Raw genomic sequence first — 22,282 nt, 5'->3', positions numbered from 1 at the left:
CGACCTGCCTGCTCACCACTAGGATCGGGATGACGCCGTCGCGGGGATTTCGGGAGGTACCAGTGTCGGAAGAGCCGCGCCGTCCTCGGCACGCAGCGCCGGACGACGCCACGCCGGACCGCGAGGCGGAGTCCGCCTCCTGGACGCCGCCCGCGCCGGTCCGCTGGGAAACGCCCGAACCGTCCATTTCCGGCAGGCTCGATCTCTCCGAGCCGCCGCGGCCCAAGCCGGAGAACGACGCCGAGCGCACGGCCATCAACGCGCCCGTCCAGCGCCCGCGGACTCCGCCGCGCGGCCAGCAGCGGCCGATCCCCGGCGCCGAGGACCCGACGCGCCCGCCGGGCGACATGGCCCCGGTGAGCCCGAGGACCCAGGTCGTCCGCCCTGACTGGCAGGCACCCGCCGACGCGCCGCAGCCGACCAGCGTGCTCGCCTCGCCGGCACCGGAGACGCAGAGCATCATGCCGCCGACGCCGCGCGTCGACAACGGACCCGGGCCGCTGCCGGACCCGGGCACGGAAAGCGTCCTCCCGGAACGCTCCAGCGAAAGCCGCGGAACAGGCACCGGGACCGGATCGGGCAGCCGGGGCACCGGCACCGGAACCGGTTCGTTCCCCGGCACCGCGCGCCGGACGTCGTCCCGCACGTCGCGTCGTGGCCGTCTCGGCGCGGGGCTCGTCGACGTCCCGCAGGTGCCGTACCGCGACCCGGCGTCCGCGGTCCTCGAGAACCCGATGGTGTCGGAGGAGAAGCGCTTCTGCGGTAGTTGCAGCGCCAAGGTCGGCCGCGGCAAGGACGGCGAACCCGGTTCGCCCGAGGGCAAGTGCGAGAAGTGCGGGAACCCGTTCTCCTTCGTCCCGAAGCTGCGGCCGAACGAGATCGTCGGCGGCCAGTACGAGGTCCTCGGCGCGCTCGCGTACGGCGGCCTCGGCTGGATCTATCTCGCGCAGGACCACAACGTCAGCGATCGCTGGGTGGTGCTCAAGGGTTTGATCGACACCGGCGACGCCACCGCGATGGCGGCCGCCGCCAACGAGCAGCGGTTCCTCGCCGAGGTCGAACACCCGAACATCGTCAAGATCCACAACTTCGTGCAGCATCCGGACGGCGACACCGGCAACTCGGTCGGCTACATCGTCATGGAGTACGTCGGCGGCCAGTCGCTGCGGCAGCTCGCGCTCGCGCACCACCGCGAGACCAAGCGCCCGGAGCCGCTGCCGATCGGCCAGGTGATCGCCTACGGGCTCGAGATCCTGCCCGCCATGGGCTACCTGCACGGCCAGAACCTGCTGTACTGCGACCTCAAGCCCGACAACGTCATCCAGACGCACGAACAGCTCAAGCTGATCGACCTCGGCGCGGTCCGCCGCGTCGACGACTACGAGAGCCCGCTGTTCTTCACCACTGGCTACAGCGCGCCCGAGCTTGCGACGCACGGCGCTTCGGTGGCGTCGGACCTGTACACGGTCGGCCGCACGCTCGCCGTCCTCAGCTTCGAATTCTCCGGCTACACCACCAAGTACAAGACAACCCTGCCCGGCCCGGACGTCGTCCCGTTGTTCGCGCTCTTCGGTTCGTACTACCGGTTCCTGAAGCGGGCGACGCATACAGACCCGGATCGCCGGTTCATCGCGGCCGAGGAGATGGCCGACCAGCTGACCGGTGTGCTCCGCGAGATCATGGCGCTGGGTACGGGGAAGCCGCGCCCTGGAGCTTCGACCGTGTTCGGCCCGGAGAGCCGCACGTTCGGCGTGGACGAACCCGTCGCGTCGGCTGGGAGTGTGCCGCTGCCGGATCCCGGCGAGGTGGTCGCGGGTCTGCCGATCCCGCAGGTCGACACGGACGACCCGGCGGCCGGTGTGCTCGCGTCGACGGTCGCGCTCGATCCCAAGGGCGCGATCGAGTCGCTGGCCGGCGCGCCGCGCGAGTCGATCGAGGTCCGGTTGCGCATCGTCCGCGCCCGGATCGAACTCGGCGAGCTGGTCGAGGCGCAGCGGCAGCTGCAGGCCGCGCAGTACCTCGCGATCAAGGCCGGTTTCCCGCACGACTGGCGGATCGACTGGTACCGCGGGCTGATCGAGCTCGCGGGCGGCCGGTCCCGTGTCGCGCACGTCGCGTTCGAAGCGGTGTACGACGACCTGCCCGGCGAGATCGCGCCGAAGCTGGCCTTGGCCGTCAGCGCGGAGGGAGTCGGGGACTACTTCGGCGCCGCGCGCTACTACGAGCTGGTGTGGCGAACGGACCGGTCCTACGTCAGCGCCGCCTTCGGCCTCGCTCGCGTGTACCTCGCGCAGGGCGCCAGGGCGAGCGCGATCGAGGTGCTCGAAGCCGTTCCCGCGTCTTCGACGCACTATGTCGCCGCGCAGGTGGCCGCGATCAAGATCAAGACCAGGATCAACGGCGGCGGCAAGGACCCGGTGATGGTGTCCGAGCGGGATCTCGTCGACGCCTCGACCAGGCTGGAGCGTCTGCAGCTCGACGCCGAACGTCGCACACGTTTGTCGGCGGAGGTCCTCGAGGCGGCGTACGGCTGGCTCAACTCGCAGAACCGGCCGACGCCGGGGGCGAAGGTGCTGGGCTGCGACCTGGACGAACGGGATCTGCGGTTCGGGCTCGAGCGCTGCTACCGGACGCTGGCGCGGTTGGCAGGCTCGGTCGACCAGCGGGTCGAACTCGTCGACAAGGCGAACGCGATCCGGCCTCGTACCCTCACCTAGCACGCATTTCGTCCTCTGAATGCGGTAGTTCGGCCTGCGAACCACCGCATTCAGAGGACGAAATGCTCAGGGGTTGATGTCCCACTCGCGTTCGCGTTTGGCCTTCTCGTGCGCGGCGGCGAGCTTCTGCAGCGCCTCGGGATCCCCGTGGGTGCTGAAGTGCTCGAACTCGACCCGCACGAACAGCGCCCGCGCACGCACCGCGACAGGGCCGTCTTCGGCGTCGAGCCGTCCGTCGGCGCTCACGTAGATCTTCCGGCCGGCGACGCCGTCCAGTTTCGTGGCGATGTACAGGGTCGAGCCGACCGGGACCGGCCGGAGGAAATCCGTCTCCAGCTTCCCGGTGACGGCGGGGCGGCGCAGCAGGTTGCCGACGGTCGCGCCGAGCGCCTCGTCGAAGGCGCAGGCGAGGAGACCGCCGTGCGCGAGGCCGGGCGCACCCTGGTGGGCGGAGGTGACGGTGAACTTGGAGTACACCGTCGTCCCTTCGCCCACCGTCGAATGCAGGTGGAGCCCGGCCTCGATCTCGTCGCCGCACCCGAAACACTCACCGAAGTGGATGCCGAGGTGGCTGCCCGGCTGCGGGGCTTTCGGGTGAACGGTCGCCGGTTCGACTTCGACCGGCGGCCACGGCTGCGAGATACGGCTCATGGAAAGACGTTAACTCGCCGGTAGCTCCGGGGCGCCGCCGGGAGTGGCCGGTTCCGGTTTCCGGCGCCGGATGATCCGCGAACTCACGATGCGACGCAGCGACACCCCGGCCGTTTCCGGCAGCAGCAGGATCGGAATGGCCGCGATCGCCGCCGAGCCCATCAGGTAGTACGCGGGCCATAGGGTGTCGCCGGTCGAGTTCACCAGGCTGCCGATGACGTACGACGCCGTGCCACCGAACGCCGCGGTCGAGACGCTGTACCCGATGGAGAAACCGCCGTAGCGCTCCTGCGTCGGGAACATCGCCGGCAGCGTCGCCGCCAGCACGGCCAGTATCAGCACCAGCGGCACCGCGATCATCAGCACGCCGAGGGTGAGCTGCCAGCCGTTCTGGTCGTCCGCGGCCGCGCCCATCAACGAGAACGCCGGGATGGGCAACACCAGGAAGCTGGCGCAACTCGCGATCAGGATGGGTTTTCGCCCGATGCGGTCGGACAGCATGCCGATCGGCACGATCAGGACCAGCATCAGCGCGATGGTCGCCAGGATGATCAGCAACGGCGCGTGCCCGCTGAAGCCGACCACGTCCTTGAGATACGTCTCCAGGTACGTGATCACGATGTAGTCGGCGACGTTCAGCATCACCACGATGCCGATCAGGTGCAGGATCGACGTCCAGTGCTTCTTGAGCAGCGCCTTCAGCGGCGACTTCTCGACCTGGTTCTTCTTCTCGATCTCCTGGAACAGCGGAGTGTCCTCCAGCTTGTTCCGCAGGTAGAGACCGACGATGCCGAGCGGGCCCGCGATCAGGAACGGCAATCGCCAGCCCCATTCGCGCATGGCCTCGTCGCCGAGGACGACGGTGAAGATCGTGACGAAGCCGGCGCCCATCGCGAACCCGACGAGCGTGCCGAACTCCAGCCAGCTGCCCCAGAAACCCCGGCGCCGGGCGGGCGCGTACTCCGCGATGAACGTCGCCGCGCCGCCGTACTCACCGCCCGCCGAGAAGCCTTGGATGGTGCGCAACAGGATCAGCAGGACCGCCGCGGCCGGGCCGATCGTCGCGTAGGACGGCAACAAGCCGATGATGAACGTCGACCCGGACATCAGGATGATCGTCAGCGCGAGCACCTTCTGGCGCCCGATCTTGTCCCCCAGCGGGCCGAACACGAAGCTGCCGAACGGCCGCACGATGAAGGTGATCGCCAGGACCGCGAAGGTCGCCAGCGCACCCTCGGAAGTGCTCGAAGCGTTGAAAAAGACCTGCCCCAGGATGGCGGGCATGAAGCCGAAAACACCGAAGTCGTACCACTCGATGCAGTTACCCATCGCCGCTCCGGCGACGGCCTTTCTGATCTGCTCAGGTGGGGCCTCCGCCGGTTCCCCTTTTTCCTGATGTGACGCGCTCAGCGCCTCTTCGGCCATGGGTTTGACCTCCCGACCCACCCGTTTACTTACCCATCGTCGAGGGTTTGTTCCCTCGACCGTAGGTGTTCAAACGTCCTGATTCAGCGCTTTGGATCGGTCGCGCGACCGCCGTTCCCCCGAATCGGTGACGAAGCACCAGGTGAAGCCGATGTCGGAGAATTTCCGATTACTTTGGGTCACGCTTCGGGAATCGGACGTTCCGGGCGGTGGATCAGTGGGTCGTGATCGCCGTCGGCGGCTCGCTCGGCCCCTTCGTTGGCGACGGAGCGTGAGGAGGACCGGCCGTCGTCGTACGGCCGGGCTGAACGGACCTCGGTGTCGAACGCGTCTGCTCGGTCTTCGGGGCCGTCGCGGGCGGGGGCGGCTTCTCGGGGGAGACTTCCGGACGGGGAGTCGTCTCGGAAGGCGCAGGCGAGACCGGTGCCGGGGCGATGGTCGACAGGCCCGGCCCCGCGGGCTGCACCGGCGTGGAACCCTCGCCGCCGCGACCGCCGACGGCGATCGCGCCGACCACGATCACCGCGACCGTCGCCAGCGAACTCCCCGCCACCGCCAGCCGTTTGCGTCGTCGCCGGATCCGGCCACCCCGCTCGATGATGTCCGCCGCCCGGATACCCAGCGGGGGACCGCTCGCCCCGTGCGAAAGCACGCCTTTGATGTCCTCGTCCATCTCCTCACCTCCCATCGTCGTGCGCTCCGCTCAAGGCCAGTTCGCTGAAATGCGGTCCGAGCCGCTTGCGCAGGGTCGCCAGACCCCGCGCGGCCTGGCTCTTCACGTTGCCGGTGCTGCAGCCCAGCGCCGCGGCCGTCTCTTCGACGCCGAGATCTTCGAAGTAGCGCAGCACCAGTACGGCCCGTTGCTTCGGGGCGATGCCGGACAGCGCGTGCCTGACCAGCATCTCCTGTTCGGTGCCCCCTGCCTCGCTCGGGACGTCGGGAAGGGCGTCGGTGAGCTTCTCCCGTTTGCGCCACACGCGCCGGTGCTCGGAGAGGAACGTCCGCAGCACGATCTTGCGCGCGTAGCCGTCGAGCGCGTCGTGCCGGGAGAGCCTCGGCCAAGCCAGGTACAGCTTCAGCAGCGCGGCCTGGGTGATGTCCTCGGCCTGGTGCCAGTCGCCGCACAAGAGGTACGCGGTGGCACGCAGGCTGTGCGCGCGCTCGTCGAAGTACCGGGCGAACTCGCCGTCCCACGGCGAGCCCGTCCCGGTCTTCGACGAGCGGCTCAGCGACACCTAGTTACCGGCTCCTTCGACGATGGCGGGGAGGTGCAGATCCCCGGTCGGCCCGGCGGGAACGGCCTTGGGCACGCGGTGCTCACCCGGCTTCACGACGGCGGCGCCGGTCTTCGCCGGGGCCGGCGCCGGCGGGGCGGCGGTGGCGCGGGTCGGTTCGCCCGGTGCCACGGTGGGCGCCTTGGTCGGCGGCTGGGGCGCCTGAGTGGTCGTCGGCGACGGGGCGCTCTGATCGGCCGACGCCAGCGACGTGGTCGCGAAGGCGGCGCCGCCCGCCAGCAGCAGCGCGCCGAGGGAAAGAGCGATACGAGTACGCAAGAGTGTCTCCTCGATCCGGGCGCCGCTCATTGGCCGCGGCGCCTTACGTCGTTAGACATGCGTCCCGCTCGTTCTGGGGTTGCATCGAGTTTCGGAAGTTCGCGGAAGGTGCCAGTCAGCGCACGGCAACGAACACGAACGGCCGGAGACCGCGAAGGTCTCCGGCCGCCCGGTTCCATGGAAGTACTTCAGCTCGCGAGAGCGGACAGCTTGGTCCACTCGTCCCAGGAGTAGGTCCAGTCGCTGTAGTCGCGCGCGCGGTTGATCTTCACCGTGCTGCCCTCGATCTCGACGGGGTCGCCGACCAGGGCGCCGTCCATGTACGCCTTGGCGTTCGCCGGCGCCAGGTTCACGCACCCGTGCGAGATGTTCTTCTTGCCCTGCGCCCAGATCGAGGGCGCGTAGCCGTGGATGAACTCGCCGTTGGTCGAGAACCGCACCGCGGACGGCACGACGATGTTCTCGTAGTTGTAGCGCTCGTTGGTCATCGAGTACGTGTCGTGCTTGGACATCACCACGTGCGTGCCGCTCGGCGTGACGCGGCCCGGGTCGGCGTCGAGGCCGTAGCTGGCCGGGTAGTCCGCGATCTGCTGCCCGTCACGGACCACCACGAGCCGGTGGGTCTGAGTGTTGCCCTTGACGATCTGCGAGCGGCCGATCGTGAAGCTCGCCGAGCGGTCTTCCTTGCCGTACACGCCTTCGCCGATCTTGACGCCGTAGATCTTGGCGTTGAACTTCACCGTGGTGCCGGGCTGCCAGTAGGCCTTCGGCCGCCAGTGCACCGAGGTGTCGTCGTGGACCCAGGCCCAGGACCCCTCGGTCTTCGGCGTGGTCTCGACCGAGAGCGCCTTCTCGACCGACGCCTTGTCGGTGACCTTGCTCGGGAACGTCAGCGTGATCGGCATGGCGACGCCGTACGTCTGCCCGTCGAAGACGTTGATGTTCGCGCCCACCTGCTTGCGCGGCTTGACGGTGGTGAAGTTCCCGCCGATCTCGACGGGCTTGCCGTCGGTGCCGGTGGCCTTGCCGGACCACGTGTAGGCCTTGCCGTAGCCGAGCTGTTCGGTGGTGGACCAGCTCTTCTTGTCCTCGGACGGCTGACCCGCGACCTGCTTGCCGTCCGGATTGGTCAGCACGACCTGGTCGAGCGTGCCGTCGGCGACGCTGACCTTGATGGGCTGCCCCGGTGCGACGTCTTGCGCGCCCGCCGCGGGCTCGTACGTCAGTTTGGCGGGCGCGGGCGCCTTCCCGCCGGTGTCACTGCTGACCGGCCCGCCGCCGTCCGGCCCGCTGGCCGACACGGTCGGCTCGCTGCTGCACGCCCCCAGCGTCAGAACCGCCACCAACCCCAGTGCCGCGAACGCCGCCCGGCGGCGCGCGGTTTCCGTGAACCTCAAAGCTTCCCCTTTGCTCCCCTGTACACCGACCATGACGTCCGGACCGCCCCTTAAGTTGATCCCACCGAGAGTGATGCGAGTCACAATCGGGTGGATCGTAGTTCACGATCGGGGCATGGCCGACTTCGTTCCGTGTCCGGCGATGACCTGAGGTCGGCGTACGGCGAAAGGGTAGCGAGGGGGTCCGACAGAAGCCGGATCCGCGTACGACGTTCCGGTGACCTTGGTACTTGGGGGCGCCCAGAGTCCGATCACGGGCTTCAAATATGGCCAGATCCCGGTACGCTGCCATCAGGCCGTCGTTTTGCGTGTTCGTGGCTTCACACTCGCGGAACTTCTGACGCGAGCCATGAGCCGGTGACGCGCTCTTCGCTCGACTCGTTGGAACCGCCCGGGACGGTCTGGGTGTCGCTTCGGAGGCACTCGAAGCGGATGTGCAACGAGGAGTACAGCGGTGGCGCAAGGCACTGTGAAGTGGTTCAACGCGGAGAAGGGCTTCGGCTTCATCGCGCAGGATGGCGGCGAGGGCGACGTCTTCGTTCACTACTCGGAGATCGAGGGTCGCGGGTTCCGCACGCTCGAGGAGAACCAGCGAGTGGAGTTCGAGGTCGGTCAGGGCCAGAAGGGCCCGCAGGCCCAGAAGGTCCGCGCGATCTGAGTCCGCCCTTCAGGCGTTGCTCAGACTGATCAGAAAAGCCCCCGGCGATCGCCGGGGGCTTTTCTCTTGTCCGAAGGCTTCTTCTGTTGTGCTGTTCCGTTCCGGGGGACCGGGGTCAGCGGGGGACGGGCTGCTCCCACGCGTTGGCGTCGAAGCGGAATTCGTCGGTGTGGGCTTCCTCGTGGCGGCGCTGCTGGGCCGAGTTGGCCTGCGATTCCCACGAGAGGCGCTCGAGGATCCATTCCTGCGCCAGCGCCTGCGGCGACAGGTTGCGCTCGGCGGCGGCGTCCTTGAGCTGTTCGCAGGCGATGAGGTTCATGCGCAGCTGGAACACCTGCGCTTCACCGAAGCGCTTGCCGGTGCCGGTGCTTTCCGGGTCGTTCTCAGGGGCGAGGGCACGAAGGTAGCTGGTGAGCTCCGTGTCTTCGACGACCGCTTCGGCCTCCTTGGAGGCGGAGTTGCGGTGACGACCGGGGTTGACCGGCTTCAGGTTCGTGCGGCTGCCGCTACGACGGCTCAGGGAAGGAAGGGGCACCGGGCCACGATAACGGTTCGGTCTCGGCAAACCAACCACAGTGAGCCACGACACACCCATTATTTCGTCTCGAATGGCCCAACCCCGACAGGAAACCCTTTTCCCATGATCGCAACCCGCAATCACAAGCGCCCCGGAAGAAATTCGATCAAGGTTCCCGGTCCTGGGCTGCCAACCGCCGCCGCAAGGGACCTGGGGTCTGGGGGTGGCCCCCAGAAAACGGAGCGACCCCCGCGCCAGGGGGAGGAACGCGGGGGTCGGAGGGGATCTCCACAGGCGCTGACCGGGGGTGTGTCAGCAAATCGATTGTTGCACGGTTTGCTGAGAAGGGCGAGTGGGCGCGGGCAGAATTCCGGGCAGGGCGCCACCTGTGGTTCGCCTGGGGTTCATGTGGCGCGGCCGCATGCGCGATCGCTCTGCGTTGTGCGGAGCGTGGCGACAGGTTCACTCTCCGGGGGGCTGTGTGTCGCGGCCGGCTCTGGCTAGCCTCGCGGCCAAGCTGTTCGTTGGCCGTCTGGAGGAACCATGGGTGGGTCTGTGGAAGTTCGACAGTTCCTCCTTCGGTACGAAGGTGCCGATGGGGGAAGCTCGACGACGTTGGCCGGTGGTCTGCCGGCGCAGCGCACGGGTCAGGGGGACGCGCAGCGCGTGTCCGACGACCAGGTGCGCCGTGCCCGGCTGGCGGTGGCCAATGGGGCGTTGGGTGTCGATGACTGTGTCCAGCTGCTGGACATGCTGGGGTTGACGCTGGACGAGGACGGGCAGGCGCCCGTCCAGCGCTGAGTTCGTTCACGGGGCCCTGCCGCGCGGGGGTGTGCCGCGCGGCAGGGCTTCGTTTCAGGTCCGGGCGGCGGCTCGGGCCTGATATCCTGAACTCGCCGCGTTCTCGCAGGTCCCAGCCCTGTGAACAACTAAGGGACCCCCTGTGCGGAAGCGGAAACGGGGGTGTCCTATAGTTATGTTCGCTCCCGGGGACACCGGAGAGCGCGGGTCGGTCGGTTCGCCGAAACCGAACCGGGCTCCCATCGTCCAGCGGCCTAGGACTCCGCCCTTTCAAGGCGGCAACGCGGGTTCGAATCCCGTTGGGAGTACGCAGTACAGTTACACCGCAGTATGCAAGGCCCTGTGGCGCAGTTGGTTAGCGCGTCGCCCTGTCACGGCGAAGGTCGCGGGTTCGAGTCCCGTCAGGGTCGCAAGATCGTTCGGCTCCTTGCCGGCGTTCCCGGCCAGGTAGCTCAGTTGGTACGAGCGTCCGCCTGAAAAGCGGAAGGTCGCCGGTTCGACCCCGGCCCTGGCCACCGCTCAACGAACCGCCTCGATGCACATCGAGGCGGTTTTTTCATGCCTGGGGCCGGGTCCACGGCCCCGCGCGGTGGCGTCCGATGTCGCAGGAGCATCGGGCGCCACCGCGCGGTGCGGGCTTGGCGTTCTACTTACCGGTCTGCTGCTTGACCCAGTCGGAGAACGCGGTCACGTCGGTGTAGATGCCCGGCATCTCCGGGCAGCTCGCGGTCTGACCGCGGCTGGTGGCGCCGACCAGCGTCCACTTGTCACCCGACTTCACGACGGCAGGGCCGCCCGAGTCGCCGTAGCAGGCGCTCGCCTTGCCGCCCTGGTTGTCCATGCACAGCTCGGTCTGCGCGTCGTAGGCGCCGGAGCCGGAGCACCCGGAGTCTTCGGCGATCTTGGTGTCGAGCTGCTGGAGCACCACAGGGGCGGAACCGCAGCCGCGCGTGGGGCAGGTCAGCCCCCAGCCGATCTCCCGCACGTCGGTACCCGCCGCCGGCGACTGGCCGATCTCGATCGGCGCCGCCTCCGCCGGCTTGGTCAGGTGCACCAGGGCGATGTCGTACGGGCCGGAGCCGTCGTACTTCTCGTGGACCACGAACTTGTCCACCTCGGCGACCTCGCCGCCCTTGGTGTGGTCGGTGGTGTTGAGGCGGTACTGCCAGTTGGCGGGCTGCTCACCCTCGACGCAGTGCGCGGCGGTCACCAGCCACTCCGGTGAGATCAGGGACGCGCCGCAGTTGTGGTCACCGCTCTTGGTCTGCATGGACGCCATGAAGCTGTAGGTCTCGGTCGCGTCCACACCGCCCACGATCAGCGGCTGAACGCCCGAGGGCGGTTCGGCGGCGGAAGCCGGCATCGCCAACCCGAGCACGGCGGCCGCTCCGGTCAGCAGACCGGCGACGAGGGTACGAGTCCTCATCTGCTTTCTCCTTCCACGCCGGTGTGTTTCACCGGCTCACTCCGGAAGGGTGGCCAATCGTCACTCGTCCGTGAACTGACGAAAGTCGGGGGCCGTTGCCAGTTACCAGTTGGGGTAACGGTTTTCCGCGGCCAAGATCGACCTTGACTTCAAGTAAGGTCGAGGTGTCAATCTCGAAGCATGACAATCGCACCTGAGCAGGTCGACGAATGGACCGTCGACACCCTCGACCTCGACGCGTACCTCGGCCGGATCGGCCAGGACCGCGCGAAGCCCTCCGCCGCCGCGTTGCGTGAGCTGGCGAAGGCGCACGTCCTGGCCGTCCCGTTCGAGAATGTCGACGTCGTTTTGGGGCAGCACAAGGGAATCGCGCTCGAAGACGTGATCGGCAAACTCGTCCACCGCCATCGTGGCGGCTACTGCTACGAGCACGGAAGCCTGTTCGCGGCGGCCGCGGAGCAGCTCGGCTACCCCGTACGCCGCCTGGTCGCGCGGGTGCAGCCGCAGAAGAACGGGCCGTACACGCATATGACGCTCGTGGTCGAGGCGGACGGCGTCCCGCATCTGGTCGACGTCGGATTCGGCGCCGGGATGCTGGTGCCGATGCCGCTGGCCGACGGCGCCGTGGTGGATCAGGCGGGCTGGCCGCACCGGCTCGTCGCCGACGGCGACTGGTGGCGCCTGCAGAAAAAGGAGGGCGACGACTGGACCGACCTGCACGCCTTCACACTCACACCGATGCACCGGATCGACTACGAGGTCTACCACCACTACACGTCGACGCATCCGCGGTCGCCGTTCACTGGGCAGCTGGTGGTCATGCGGCTGGAGGAAGGACTCAGCCGCAAACTGGTCGGTGAGGAGTTCATCGTCGAACGCCCGGACGGGACCAAGGAGACCACCACGGTCCCGCCCGAGCGGCTCGACGCGACACTGCGCGAGCTGGACGTCGTCCTCACCGAGGACGAGCTCGCGAAACTGCTGACGATCTATCCGGGCTGAGGCTCAGAGTTCGAATTCGGCGCGTTTGTCCTCGGGGACGAGGTCCTCGTACTCACGGTGCTTCGCGATGAACGAGCGCACGTACGGGCAGTAGGGCAGGACGGATCTGCCCTGCGACCGGACGTCGTCGAGCGCCGCGGTCACGAGCTTGCCGGCGAGACCCTGTCCCGCGAAGTCGTCCGAGATCTCGGTGTGCAGGAACAGGATCGCGTCCGGGCGGGTGCGGGTTTCCAGGAACCCGGCGATCTTCCCGTCCACGACGATGTCGTAGCGGTCTTTTCCGGCTTTGATCTCGACACTCATCCCACGGCTCCGAAAAGTTCGTCCGGCGGCGCGGGGCGACCGAGATGGAAGCCCTGCGCCTGGTCACAGCGCAGCTCACGCAGGATCGTGAGCTGCTGATCGTCTTCGACACCTTCGGCGACGACGATCAGGTCGACGGCGTGCGCCATCGCGATGATGCTCTTGACGATCGCCGCCGCGTCGCGCGATTCCGCGATACCGGTGACGAAGGTGCGGTCGATCTTGAGCGTATCCAAGGGGAGCCGTTGCAGCTGGGCGAGCGACGAGTAGCCGGTGCCGAAGTCGTCGATCGCCAGTGAGACACCGAGATCGCGCAACGACATCAGGACTTCGGCGGCCGCGGCCTGGTCTCGCATCAGCGCGCTCTCGGTGACCTCCAGGGTCAGCGCGTGCGGCGGGAGCCCGGTGGTCTTCAGCGCGTCCTGCACCCCGGCGACCAGATGCGGGTCGTCCAGCTGGCGGGCCGAGAGGTTCACCTTGAGGTTGAGGTCGATGCCGAGTTGCTCGCGCCGTCTGGCGATCTCGCGGGTGGTGGTGCGCAGGACGTACTTGCCGATCAGGTTGATCAGGTCGCTTTCCTCGGCCAGCGGGATGAACTCGGCGGGCGAGACGCTGCCGTGCGCCGGATGTTTCCAGCGCAGCAACGCCTCCACGGCGACCATCTCGCCGGATTCGATGTCCACGACCGGCTGGTACGCCGTCCAGAGTTCCTCGTTCTGCAGGGCGTCGCGCAGGTCCTGCTCCATGCGCAGCCGCCGTTGCATCCGCTCGCGCAGCTCGACGTCGAAGAACTCGTAGCGCGCCCGGCCGAGCGTTTTCGCTTGGTACATCGCGACATCCGCGTCGCGCAGGAGATCTTCGGCGGTCCGGGTGTCGTCGTTTGCGGCGGTGACGATGCCGATGCTGGCGTCGATGTGCAGCTGCCTGCCGTTGACGGTGATCGGTTCGGTCAGCGCTTCGCGCAGATGCTCGGCCAGCGCCTTGATCTCGTGCGGCTCGGTGATCTCCGCGGTCACGACGACGAATTCGTCGCCGCCGAGCCTGCCGACGAGATCGTTCTCTCCGATCCCCCTCCGCAGCCGTTCGCCCGCGATGCGGAGCACCTTGTCCCCGACCGAATGCCCGAGGGAATCGTTGATCACCTTGAACTTGTCGAGATCGATGAACAGCAGTGTGGTCAGCTCGGCGCGGCCCGCGCCGGACAGCGCCTCGGCGAGGCTGTCGAGCACCAGCGTCCGGTTCGCGAGTTCGGTGAGCGGGTCGTGCGTCGCCTCGTGGGCGAGCCGTTCGCCGATGGCGCGGCGTTCGGTGATGTCGGTGAACGAGGCGACCACAGCCTGGGCCGACGGGTCTTCCGGCGGCAGCAGCCGCGAGGTCAGCGAGATCCAGACGTCGTCGCCGGCGGGCCTGCGCAGCCGCAGCACGAGACCGGTCAGCGTGACCCCGGTGCGCCGGGTGATCACCGACGGCATCCGGGCGGGCGGGATCCGGCCCTGTTCGTCGTACAGCTCCAGCGTCACGCACGGGACGCCGATGAGGTCGTCGTGGTCGATGCCGATGATCCGGCACGCCGCCGGGTTGGCCGATTCGATGAGGCCGCCGGGGCCGATCACGACCACGCCTTCGTCGAGGGACGCGACCACTGTGCTGTAGTGCTGTTCGGCGCGCCGCCGGGCCGTTTCGTCGGCGCAGACCAGGACGAACCCGTCGTTCATCTCCGCGGCCGAGATGCGGATGGCCAAGGTCGAACCGTTGCGATGGCGGTGGGTCGTCTGCATGACGCCGCCCCTGCGCAGCACCGTTTCCGGATCCAGCTCGGCGCCGACGAGATCGCTGACCGTGCCGCCGATCGCCTCTCCGGCCGTCCAGCCGTAGACGTTCTCGGCGGCGGGGTTCCAGCTGGTCACCACGCCGGTGCCGCTGGTCGCGATGATCGCGTCGCTGACGTGGCTGATCAGTGCGGCCTGGTAGCGCAGGGTCGCTTCGGCGGCCTTCTGCGCGCTGATGTCGCGCATGATGACCTGGAACGCGGGCCTGCCCTCCCAGGTCGTGCGCACCGAAATGCTCTGGACCAGGTACTTCATGCCGTCGAGGCGGAGCATGACGGTGTCGGCGGGGTCGGTCGACGCGCCTTGGCGGTGAAGCGACGCGATCCTGTCCAGCAGGGCCGGGAGCGACTCGTCGGCGACGAAGTCCATGATCGGCCGCCCGATCAGCTCGGCGGTCGAAGACGCTCCGAGCGCGGTGACGGCCGCCCGGTTGACGTACGTGACAACGCCGGCTTCGTGGACACAGACCGCGTCCGGGCTGAGTTCCACCAAAAGCCGGTAACGGTCAGTGAGATCTTCGAGGGCTTGCCGGTTCTCGCGGACGTCGGTCACGTCGGTGGCGATGCCGAGCAGGCCCGTCGAGCCGTTGTCGTCACCGATCGTGCGCGCACGCAGCCGGACCCAGCGGACCTCGCCCGCCGGGTTCAGGAACGACTGCTCGAGTTCGAACTCGCGCCACGGCGGGGAAGTGCGGGTGCCGGAGGTCAGCGGGGCCACCAGATCGGCGAGCCTGGACTCTATCTCGGCTTCGGTGAGGACGCCTCCGCCCAGCAGGTTCTCGAGTCCTGGCAGCCAGGACAGGGTCTCGTGCTCGAAGTCGTACGACCAGATGGCGGCGTGGTCGCCCGCGAGGCCGAGATCGCCGACCGGCCCGTTTCCGAGCGGGGCGACTGCCGGGCGACCGGAATTACCGGCTCCGGGCACGGCGAGGGCGTCAGCCTCCATGATCCGTCCGAACCCCCTCTTCCGGTGCTGGCACCGTCGATTACACCACCCGCGGGGGACGCTGTATACGCGAACCGAAGGTCCGTCACCGCCGATATGAGCGGAAGCGGATGAATACACGCTGTGTGACTGGCCTACGCTGGCGTGTTCCATCGGGTGAATAATTTTTGGTTAACTTCACCCATTCGGCGGTGAGTTGCGGTAAAACTACTCTTCGCTCGTTCCCGGTGCGAAAGGTTTCAGCTGGTGGATGACGACGACGTTTCGGTCGCCGACCTGCTTATTCGCGAGGGCTGGGACGACCACGAGGAGTCACGGGCAAAGTCACGCTGGAGAGTTATCGCGGTGGTGATCGCCGTGGTCGTCGCCTGCGGCGCGGCCGCTGTTCTCGTCGGGTTCGATGCGGACCCCGAACCGAATGCGGCGCCGAACCAGATGAGCGTCATCGAGATGCCGAAGCGGCCTTCGGAAAACGGGGGAGCGGGCGCGACGTCGGCGGTCCCGTCCACCGAGACGGTCGAAACCGGCGTCGGGGAGCCTTCGTCGCGCCCCAGCCGGACGACGTCCAGCCGCCGCACGTCGAGTTCGGCCGCGTCGACGTCCGACTCCCCGGATCCCACCACGCCGACGTCATCGAACGGGCCCGCCGATCCGCCGAGGACGACCGGGTCCACCGTCGTTCCGCAGCCGCCCAACCCGACGCCGCCGCCCTCGACGACGCCGACCGAAGAGTGCAACCTGTGGCCGAAGTGGCTGTTCTGCTAGGGCGCTCGCAGTAGATCCGGCTCCCGGCGTTTGCCGAGGTGGTTGAACAACAGGTTGAGGGTGAAGGCGACGATCGCGGCGACCGTGATCGGGCTGCCGCAGATGGTCTGAAGCCACGCCGGGAAGTGCTGGAAGAAGATCGAGTTCCCGAACCGGTTCGTGGCGAACGCGGGCAGCAGCCCGACCCCGACCGACACCGCGACGATGAAAGTGTTGTGGTTGCCCGAGAACTCCACCTTCTTCAGGTTCTGCACGCCGACCGCGGCGACCATCGCGAACATGACCACCGCGACCGCGCCGATCACCGGCTCCGGTACGGCCGCGACGAAGGCGCCGACCTTCGGCACCAGGCCCATCAGCACGAGCAGGCCACCCGCCATCGCGACCACCCATCGGCTGCGCACCCCGGTCATCTGCACGAGGCCGACGTTCTGCGCGAAAGCGGTGTCCGGGAACGAGTTCATCGTGCCGCCGAGGATGGCCGAGAGGCCGTCGGTGGCGAGACCCCGCGCGAGGTCGGAGTCCGTCGCCGGCCGTCCGGTGATCTCGCCGACAGCGACCAGGTCCGCGGTGGATTCGGTATAGGTCACCAGCATCACGACGCACATCGAGAGCACGGCCGCGATCGGGAAGGTCGGCGGGCCGAAGTGGAACGGTGACGCGAGGCCGAACCAGCCGGCGTCGGCGATGCCCTTGAAGCTCACCAAGCCCATCGGGATGGCCGCGACCAGGCCGATCAACAGCGCCAGCAGTGGGCCGATCTGGCTCGCGAACCCGCGCAGGACCCGGGTGAACAGGACGATCACCACGATCACGCCGAACGCGAGCGCGATGTTGGCGGGCTTCGCGTAGTCCGGTGAACCGGTGTCGTGTCCGGCGATCAGGCCGACGCCCGGGCCGATGAGCGAAATGCCGATGACCATGAGCAGCGTGCCCGAGACGAGCGGCGGGAAGAATCGGATCATCTTCGCGAACGGTTTCGCGATGAGCAGGCCGAAGACACCCGACGCGATCATCGCGCCGTAGACGGCTTGCATGCCGTACTGGGACGCGATCATGATCATCGGGTTGACCACGGTGAACGTCGCGCCCGCCACCACCGGCAACCGGATGCCGAAGATCTTCCCGATCCCGACCGCCTGTATCAGCGTCGCGATGCCCGCGACCAGCAGATCCGCGTTGACCAGCAACGCGATCGTCGCCGCGTCCAGGTTCAGCGCGCTGCCCACGACGAGCGGGACGGCCACCGAGCCCGCGTACATGATCGTCATGTGCTGCAGGCCGAGCAAGGTCAGCTTCGGCAGCGGCGGGCAGGCGTCGACCGGGTGGACCTCTGGCCTGCTCATGGAGCCCCCTTCTCAGTGCGGTAACAAGCAGTGGACTCGCCGGGCATGACCGTAGCGCGTCCGCCGCGTGAGGATCATGTTGCGAAGGGGCGGTGTTGAATGGACATCGGGTACAACGGAAGGAGCGCCGATGGAGACCGTCCTCGTCGTAGGGGCCGGGCAGAGCGGGTTCGGAGTGGCGACCTCGCTGCGGGACAAGGGGTTCGACGGCCGGGTGGTGCTGATCGGTGACGAACCCGGCCTCCCGTATCAGCGGCCTCCGCTTTCGAAGGGCTACCTCGCCGGGACCGCGGGCGACGCCCAGTTGCGTTTGCGGCCCGAGGACTTCTTCGCGGAGAAGGACATCGAGCTGATCCCCGGCCGTGTCGCATCGGTGGATCGCGATGACACGAAGGTGGTACTCGAGGACGGGAGTGCCCATGAGTACGACCATCTCGTCCTCGCGACGGGCGCGGACAACCGTGTCCTGCCGGTTCCCGGTTCCACTTTGGACGGTGTGTTCACCCTGCGAACCAAGGACGACGCCGATGTGTTGCGTGCCGCGCTGGAAAGCGCGGAGAACGTGGTGGTGGTCGGAGGCGGGTTCATCGGGCTCGAATTCGCCGCGCACGCCGGACGGCCCGTGACGATCGTGGAGGCGCAGGACAGGCTGCTGGCCCGTGTCGCGACTTCCGAGGTCTCGGCGTACTTCGCGGCTCTGCACGAAGGGGCCGGGCACACCATCCTGCTCGGCACGGGGGTCGCCGCGTTGCACGGTGACGGCAGGGTGGCCGAGGTGGAACTGAGCGACGGCAGCCGTCTGCTCGCCGACCTGGTGCTGGTCGGGGTCGGGGTGGTGCCGCGGACACGACTGGCCGAAGAGGCGGGGCTCGCCGTGGCGAACGGTGTCGTCGTCGACGAGCACCTGCGCACGAGCGACCCGAAGATCTCGGCGGTGGGGGACTGCGCGAACTTCCCGTGTGTCCAGGCGGGGACGGCGACCCGGCTGGAGTCGGTGCAGAACGCCGTCGACCAGGCGCGGGCCGTCGCGGCCGTCATCGTCGGCGAACCCGCGCCCTACGAGAGCCTGCCGTGGTTCTGGACCGACCAGCTCGGCGCGAAACTGCAGATCGCCGGGCTGTTGACCGGCGCGGACAAGACCGTCGTGACCGGGGATCGGGAGGGCGGGAAGTTCTCGGTGCTGTCGTTCCGCGACGGCGTGCTCGTCGGGGTCGAGTCGGTGAACCGGCCGCCGGACCACATCGCCGCGCGCCGCCTGTTCGCCGCGGATCCGGAACCACGGTTCGAGACGCTGGAGGCCGACGGCTTCGACCTCAAGGCCACCTTTGCGTCAACCCGTGGTTGACGATGGCTGATCGTCAACCTAAAGTTGACGATATGACGAATCCGGTCCGGCTCGACGACCTCATCTCCCATATCAAGCAGCAGCATCCCGACGGAGACGTGCTCGGCCAGTTGTCCGACGCGGTCTTCCTCGGCGAGCACCTCGGCGAAGTGGCCGACCATCTGATCGGTCACTTCGTCGACCAGGCACGACGTTCCGGCGCGTCCTGGACCGAAATCGGCAAGAACATGGGTGTGTCCAAGCAGGCAGCCCAGAAGCGCTTCGTCGACTCCAGCGGCTCTTCGCTGGAAGACCTGGTGAAGGTGTTCAGCCGCTACACCGATCGCGCGCGGCACGTCGTCGTCGCGTCACGGGACGCGGCGGTCTCGGCGAGGAGCCCGCAGATCGAGCCCGTGCATCTGGTTCTCGGTCTGCTCTCGGAACCGGCCGCGCTCGCCGCCGGGGCGATCGTGGCACAGAACGTGACTCTCGAGGCCGTCCGTGAGGCCGCGGAGGCCAGGCTGCCGGAACCCGCCGACGAACCGGCGGAGGCGGCGAAGATGGCGTTCGGCGCGCAGGCCAAGAAGGCGCTGGAACTGACCATGCGGGAGTCGCTGCGGCTCGGGCACAACTACATCGGCACCGAGCACATCCTGCTGGCTCTGTTCGAACTCGGCGACGACCTGCTGACCGGGCTCGGGCTCACGAAGGAGAAGACCGAGGCGGTGATTTCGCGGGCGCTGGCGGAGATAGTCGCGGCGCGCGGGGAATGACGCGGATCGCGCTCACCGTCCTGGTGTTCGTCGCCCTTGTCCTGTTGGCCGCGTGATGGCCCCCTGGCAGTCGGGGGCCATCACGGGACTCTGTCAGGCCGAGGCCTCGGGGCGGCCGTCGGCTGCCCAGGCGGTGTGGAACGAACCTTCGCGGTCGACGCGGCGGTACGTGTGGGCACCGAAGTAGTCCCGCTGCCCCTGCACCAGCGCGGCGGGGAGCCGCTCCGCGCGCAGACCGTCGTAGTAGGCGAGCGCGGTCGAGAAGCCCGGGGTCGGGATGCCGAGCCGCACCGCCGTGGAGATCACCGAACGCCAAGAGTCCTGGGCGTCCTCGACGGCCTTGCGGAAGCCACCTGAAGTCAGCAGCGTCGGCAGCGCGGGCTCTTCGGCGTACGCGGCCGTGATGTCGTTCAGGAACTTCGCGCGGATGATGCAGCCCCCGCGCCAGATCGACGCGACCTTGCCGAGATCGATGTCCCAGCCGTATTCGGCACCGCCCGCCTGGATCTGGTTGAAGCCCTGGGCGTACGCCACCACCTTCGACGCGTACAGCGCCTGCTCGACGTCGTCCGCGAAGGTGTCCAGAGCGGACCCCGTCAGCGGAGCGCGCGCGGGACCACCGAGTCCGCGGGAGGCCTCGCGCAGGTTCGACGAGCCGGACAGCGAACGCGCGAAGACGGCTTCGGCGATGCCGCTGATCGGCACGCCCAGGTCCAGTCCGATTTGGACGGTCCAGCGGCCGGTGCCCTTCTGCTCCGCCTGGTCCGCCACGATGTCGACGAACGGTTTGCCGGAGGCTGCGTCGGTGTGGGCCAGTACCTGCGAGGTGATCTCGATCAGGTACGAGTCCAGCCGCCCCGCGTTCCACGTGCGGAACACCTCGGCGATCTCGGCCGGGGAGTAGCCGCCGGCGCCGCGCAGGAGATCGAACGACTCGGCGATCAGCTGCATGTCGGCGTACTCGATGCCGTTGTGCACCATCTTCACGAAATGCCCGGCGCCGTCCGCGCCCACGTGCGTGCAGCACGGTTCGCCGTCGACCTTCGCCGAGATGTCCTCGAACAGCGGCCCGAGCGACTGGTACGACTCCTTGGACCCGCCCGGCATGATGCTCGGCCCGTGCAGCGCGCCCTCCTCGCCGCCGGACACACCGGTGCCGACGAAGTGGATGCCCTTCTCGCGCAGCGCGGCCTCGCGGCGACGGGTGTCCGCGAAGTGCGCGTTGCCCGCGTCGACGATCACGTCGCCCTTCTCGAGGAGCGGGACGAACTCGTCGATCACGGCGTCCGTCGGCGCACCTGCCTTGACCATGATCACGACCTGGCGCGGCCGCTCCAGCGCGTCGACGAACTCCTGCGCCGAATACGCCGGGATGAAGTCGCCTTCGTCGCCGAACTGCTCGACCAGTTCCTTCGTCCGCTGCTCGGAACGGTTGTGCAGGGCCACCGTGTGCCCGTGCCTCGCGAGGTTCCTGGCCAGGTTGCGGCCCATGACCGCCAGGCCGGTGACCCCGATGCTCGCCTTCTTGCTCATCCGCACCCTTCCGCTTCGATTCCCGTGCCGAGCCTATCCCCGTCGAGGGATACGGCGCCGGGGCGAGAAGGGATCAACCGGGAGTTGTCCACAACCGGGCCTGGCTGTGGACAACTCGCCTTACGCGCCCCGGCCCGCCCCCTCTCGCCGGTACGCTGGGTTCGGGGTCGCCCCCCAGGGACGGGTGGGGGCTGCGTGTGGGGGCTGCGTGTGGGGCTTTCAAGACATCGGGTGCGGGTGCCCTGGGGAGGGCACGGGTGCCGGGAGGGTTGCTGTGGCTTTCGCAACAGCGGCGGCACCGTCAGCGGACAGGCGGCGGGGCCGTCAGGAGAAGCACCGGATCGGGGCGCCGTTGAAGGTGACCATGTCCGCCAGCGCGGCACCCAGGTCGATCGGCGCGCCCCACTCGAGACCGTCCAGTTCGGCATACGCCCGGTGCAGGTTCGCCGGCAGCCGCTCCTGTTCGGACAGTGCCGCGTAGGGCCCCAGATCCGCATCGCGAGCGGCCTGAAGCGGTGTCAACCCGGCGCCTTCCCGTACGAAGCGAGTTTTTGCAGGAAGCCCAGGTATCCGTCGACGACGTCGATCGCTTCGGGGCCGCACACCGGCCCGTGGCCCGGCACGATCGTCTCCGGTTCCAGCTCGCGAACCAGGTCCAGCGCCTTCCGCCAACCGGCCGGTGAGCCCATCAAAGCGAACGGACTGCCGCCGTTGAAGATCAGGTCGCCGACGAACAGCACCCGCCGTTCCGGCAGCCAGACGAGGACGTCGTTGGTGGTGTGCGCGGCATGTCCGGGGTGGATCAGCTCCAGCCGGACGTCGCCGGCGTGCACGGTCAGCCGGTCGTCGAACAGCACCTCGGGCGGCCGCAGCTCCAGATGGCCCCAGTCGTTGCCGGTGAACGAGTTCTCGTAGGTGTTGATCCCGGTCGCGACCATCACTTCGCGCGTCTTCCGGTGCCCGACGATCGTTGCGCCGGTCGCCAGGTGGTTGCCGTTCGTATGGTCGCCGTGGTGATGCGTGTTGACCACGGTGGTCACCGGCGCCCCGCCCACCGACTCCGCCGTCGCCAGCAGCGCCCTGGTACGCCGTTCGGTGGAACAGGTGTCGATCACCACCGTGTGATCGCCCGCGGCGACGATCCCGCAGTTGTTGATCCACCACGAGCCGTCCGGCTGGACGTACCCGAAGACACCATCGGTGACTTGCCTGGCGAAGGGGGATTGGTCCACTCGGTCACTATGCCCGACCGGCGTGCCCGAAATGTGACGAGATCGATCCGCCACCAGGGTGACGTACCAGGTGACTGGTGTTTTC

Annotated in this window: 19 protein-coding genes, 3 tRNA genes and 1 pseudogene; 10 read left to right on the top strand and 13 right to left on the bottom strand. The window is 68.2% G+C overall.

The window, feature by feature from the left end; translation table 11 throughout:
• Positions 1-62: 62 nt before the first annotated feature.
• On the top strand, positions 63-2,717 hold the full coding sequence (locus AC069I_RS03995; RefSeq protein WP_478264793.1) for a serine/threonine-protein kinase: 2,655 nt from the start codon (positions 63-65) through the stop codon (positions 2,715-2,717).
• A 66-nt stretch (positions 2,718-2,783) separates the two neighbouring features.
• Here AC069I_RS03995 and AC069I_RS03990 read toward each other — a convergent pair whose 3' ends face one another.
• From AC069I_RS03990 to AC069I_RS03965, 6 genes are all read right to left on the bottom strand, one after another.
• Positions 2,784-3,368, bottom strand: a complete 585-nt coding sequence (locus tag AC069I_RS03990; RefSeq protein ID WP_020633063.1) for a PaaI family thioesterase — start codon at positions 3,366-3,368, stop codon at positions 2,784-2,786.
• A gap of 9 nt (positions 3,369-3,377) precedes the next feature.
• Positions 3,378-4,793, bottom strand: a complete 1,416-nt coding sequence (locus tag AC069I_RS03985; protein WP_478223587.1) for an MFS transporter — start codon at positions 4,791-4,793, stop codon at positions 3,378-3,380.
• A gap of 214 nt (positions 4,794-5,007) precedes the next feature.
• Entirely contained in the window at positions 5,008-5,466 is a 459-nt protein-coding gene (locus AC069I_RS03980) for a hypothetical protein (RefSeq protein ID WP_478223586.1), read from the bottom strand.
• A 4-nt stretch (positions 5,467-5,470) separates the two neighbouring features.
• Positions 5,471-6,028, bottom strand: coding sequence for a SigE family RNA polymerase sigma factor (locus AC069I_RS03975; RefSeq protein ID WP_340686793.1), 558 nt, complete (start codon positions 6,026-6,028; stop codon positions 5,471-5,473).
• Complete coding sequence (locus AC069I_RS03970; protein WP_478223585.1) at positions 6,029-6,376, bottom strand: hypothetical protein; 348 nt, start codon at positions 6,374-6,376, stop codon at positions 6,029-6,031.
• A gap of 158 nt (positions 6,377-6,534) precedes the next feature.
• The gene (locus tag AC069I_RS03965) at positions 6,535-7,776 is read right to left on the bottom strand and encodes a L,D-transpeptidase (protein WP_340686795.1); all 1,242 of its coding nucleotides are present in this window, start codon (positions 7,774-7,776) and stop codon (positions 6,535-6,537) included.
• Positions 7,777-8,197: 421 nt separating this feature from the next.
• On the opposite strand from AC069I_RS03965, the gene AC069I_RS03960 reads away from it, so the two are divergent.
• A complete protein-coding gene (locus tag AC069I_RS03960) occupies positions 8,198-8,401 on the top strand; it encodes a cold-shock protein (protein WP_003097368.1) in 204 nt (67 codons plus the stop codon).
• 115 nt (positions 8,402-8,516) lie between these two features.
• Here AC069I_RS03960 and AC069I_RS03955 read toward each other — a convergent pair whose 3' ends face one another.
• Complete coding sequence (locus AC069I_RS03955; RefSeq protein ID WP_034310430.1) at positions 8,517-8,936, bottom strand: hypothetical protein; 420 nt, start codon at positions 8,934-8,936, stop codon at positions 8,517-8,519.
• 525 nt (positions 8,937-9,461) lie between these two features.
• On the opposite strand from AC069I_RS03955, the gene AC069I_RS03950 reads away from it, so the two are divergent.
• The 4 genes from AC069I_RS03950 to AC069I_RS03935 all read left to right on the top strand — a co-directional run bounded on the left by AC069I_RS03950 (position 9,462) and on the right by AC069I_RS03935 (position 10,234).
• Positions 9,462-9,719, top strand: coding sequence for a hypothetical protein (locus AC069I_RS03950; protein WP_020633070.1), 258 nt, complete (start codon positions 9,462-9,464; stop codon positions 9,717-9,719).
• A 235-nt stretch (positions 9,720-9,954) separates the two neighbouring features.
• Positions 9,955-10,027, top strand: a tRNA-Glu gene (locus AC069I_RS03945).
• 28 nt (positions 10,028-10,055) lie between these two features.
• Positions 10,056-10,129 (top strand) — tRNA-Asp (locus AC069I_RS03940).
• 31 nt (positions 10,130-10,160) lie between these two features.
• Positions 10,161-10,234: transfer RNA gene (locus AC069I_RS03935), tRNA-Phe, on the top strand.
• A gap of 131 nt (positions 10,235-10,365) precedes the next feature.
• Here AC069I_RS03935 and AC069I_RS03930 read toward each other — a convergent pair.
• Positions 10,366-11,145: a S1 family peptidase gene (locus tag AC069I_RS03930; protein WP_478223584.1), complete on the bottom strand. Its 780-nt coding sequence runs from the start codon at positions 11,143-11,145 to the stop codon at positions 10,366-10,368.
• Positions 11,146-11,325: 180 nt separating this feature from the next.
• Here AC069I_RS03930 and AC069I_RS03925 point away from each other — a divergent pair, with 180 nt between their 5' ends.
• Positions 11,326-12,147, top strand: coding sequence for an arylamine N-acetyltransferase family protein (locus tag AC069I_RS03925; protein ID WP_478231324.1), 822 nt, complete (start codon positions 11,326-11,328; stop codon positions 12,145-12,147).
• Positions 12,148-12,150: 3 nt separating this feature from the next.
• Here AC069I_RS03925 and AC069I_RS03920 read toward each other — a convergent pair whose 3' ends face one another.
• Both AC069I_RS03920 and AC069I_RS03915 read right to left on the bottom strand, forming a co-directional pair.
• The gene (locus tag AC069I_RS03920; RefSeq protein ID WP_478223582.1) at positions 12,151-12,450 is read right to left on the bottom strand and encodes a GNAT family N-acetyltransferase; all 300 of its coding nucleotides are present in this window, start codon (positions 12,448-12,450) and stop codon (positions 12,151-12,153) included.
• Positions 12,447-15,224: a sensor domain-containing protein gene (locus tag AC069I_RS03915; RefSeq protein WP_478264792.1), complete on the bottom strand. Its 2,778-nt coding sequence runs from the start codon at positions 15,222-15,224 to the stop codon at positions 12,447-12,449. The genes AC069I_RS03920 and AC069I_RS03915 overlap by 4 nt, the downstream gene beginning before the upstream one ends.
• A 246-nt stretch (positions 15,225-15,470) precedes the next feature.
• Here AC069I_RS03915 and AC069I_RS03910 point away from each other — a divergent pair, with 246 nt between their 5' ends.
• Entirely contained in the window at positions 15,471-15,989 is a 519-nt protein-coding gene (locus AC069I_RS03910; RefSeq protein ID WP_478264791.1) for a serine/threonine protein kinase, read from the top strand.
• Here the strand turns inward: AC069I_RS03910 and AC069I_RS03905 are convergent.
• Entirely contained in the window at positions 15,986-17,335 is a 1,350-nt protein-coding gene (locus AC069I_RS03905; protein WP_478264790.1) for a nucleobase:cation symporter-2 family protein, read from the bottom strand. The genes AC069I_RS03910 and AC069I_RS03905 overlap by 4 nt on opposite strands.
• Positions 17,336-17,465: 130 nt before the next feature.
• Here AC069I_RS03905 and AC069I_RS03900 point away from each other — a divergent pair, with 130 nt between their 5' ends.
• Positions 17,466-18,680, top strand: a complete 1,215-nt coding sequence (locus tag AC069I_RS03900) for an NAD(P)/FAD-dependent oxidoreductase (RefSeq protein WP_478264789.1) — start codon at positions 17,466-17,468, stop codon at positions 18,678-18,680.
• Between the two features lie 32 nt (positions 18,681-18,712).
• On the top strand, positions 18,713-19,432 hold the full coding sequence (locus tag AC069I_RS03895; RefSeq protein ID WP_478231328.1) for a Clp protease N-terminal domain-containing protein: 720 nt from the start codon (positions 18,713-18,715) through the stop codon (positions 19,430-19,432).
• A 93-nt stretch (positions 19,433-19,525) separates the two neighbouring features.
• Here AC069I_RS03895 and gndA read toward each other — a convergent pair whose 3' ends face one another.
• Complete coding sequence (gene gndA / locus AC069I_RS03890) at positions 19,526-20,965, bottom strand: NADP-dependent phosphogluconate dehydrogenase (RefSeq protein WP_478223576.1); 1,440 nt, start codon at positions 20,963-20,965, stop codon at positions 19,526-19,528.
• Between the two features lie 324 nt (positions 20,966-21,289).
• Positions 21,290-22,197 (bottom strand): annotated as a pseudogene (locus AC069I_RS03885) (MBL fold metallo-hydrolase).
• Positions 22,198-22,282 lie beyond the last annotated feature (85 nt).

Source organism: Amycolatopsis sp. NPDC043885 (assembly GCF_056435685.1).
The sequence above is the reverse complement of the archived record's forward strand: the minus strand, read 5'-3'. Positions and strand labels throughout refer to the sequence as shown.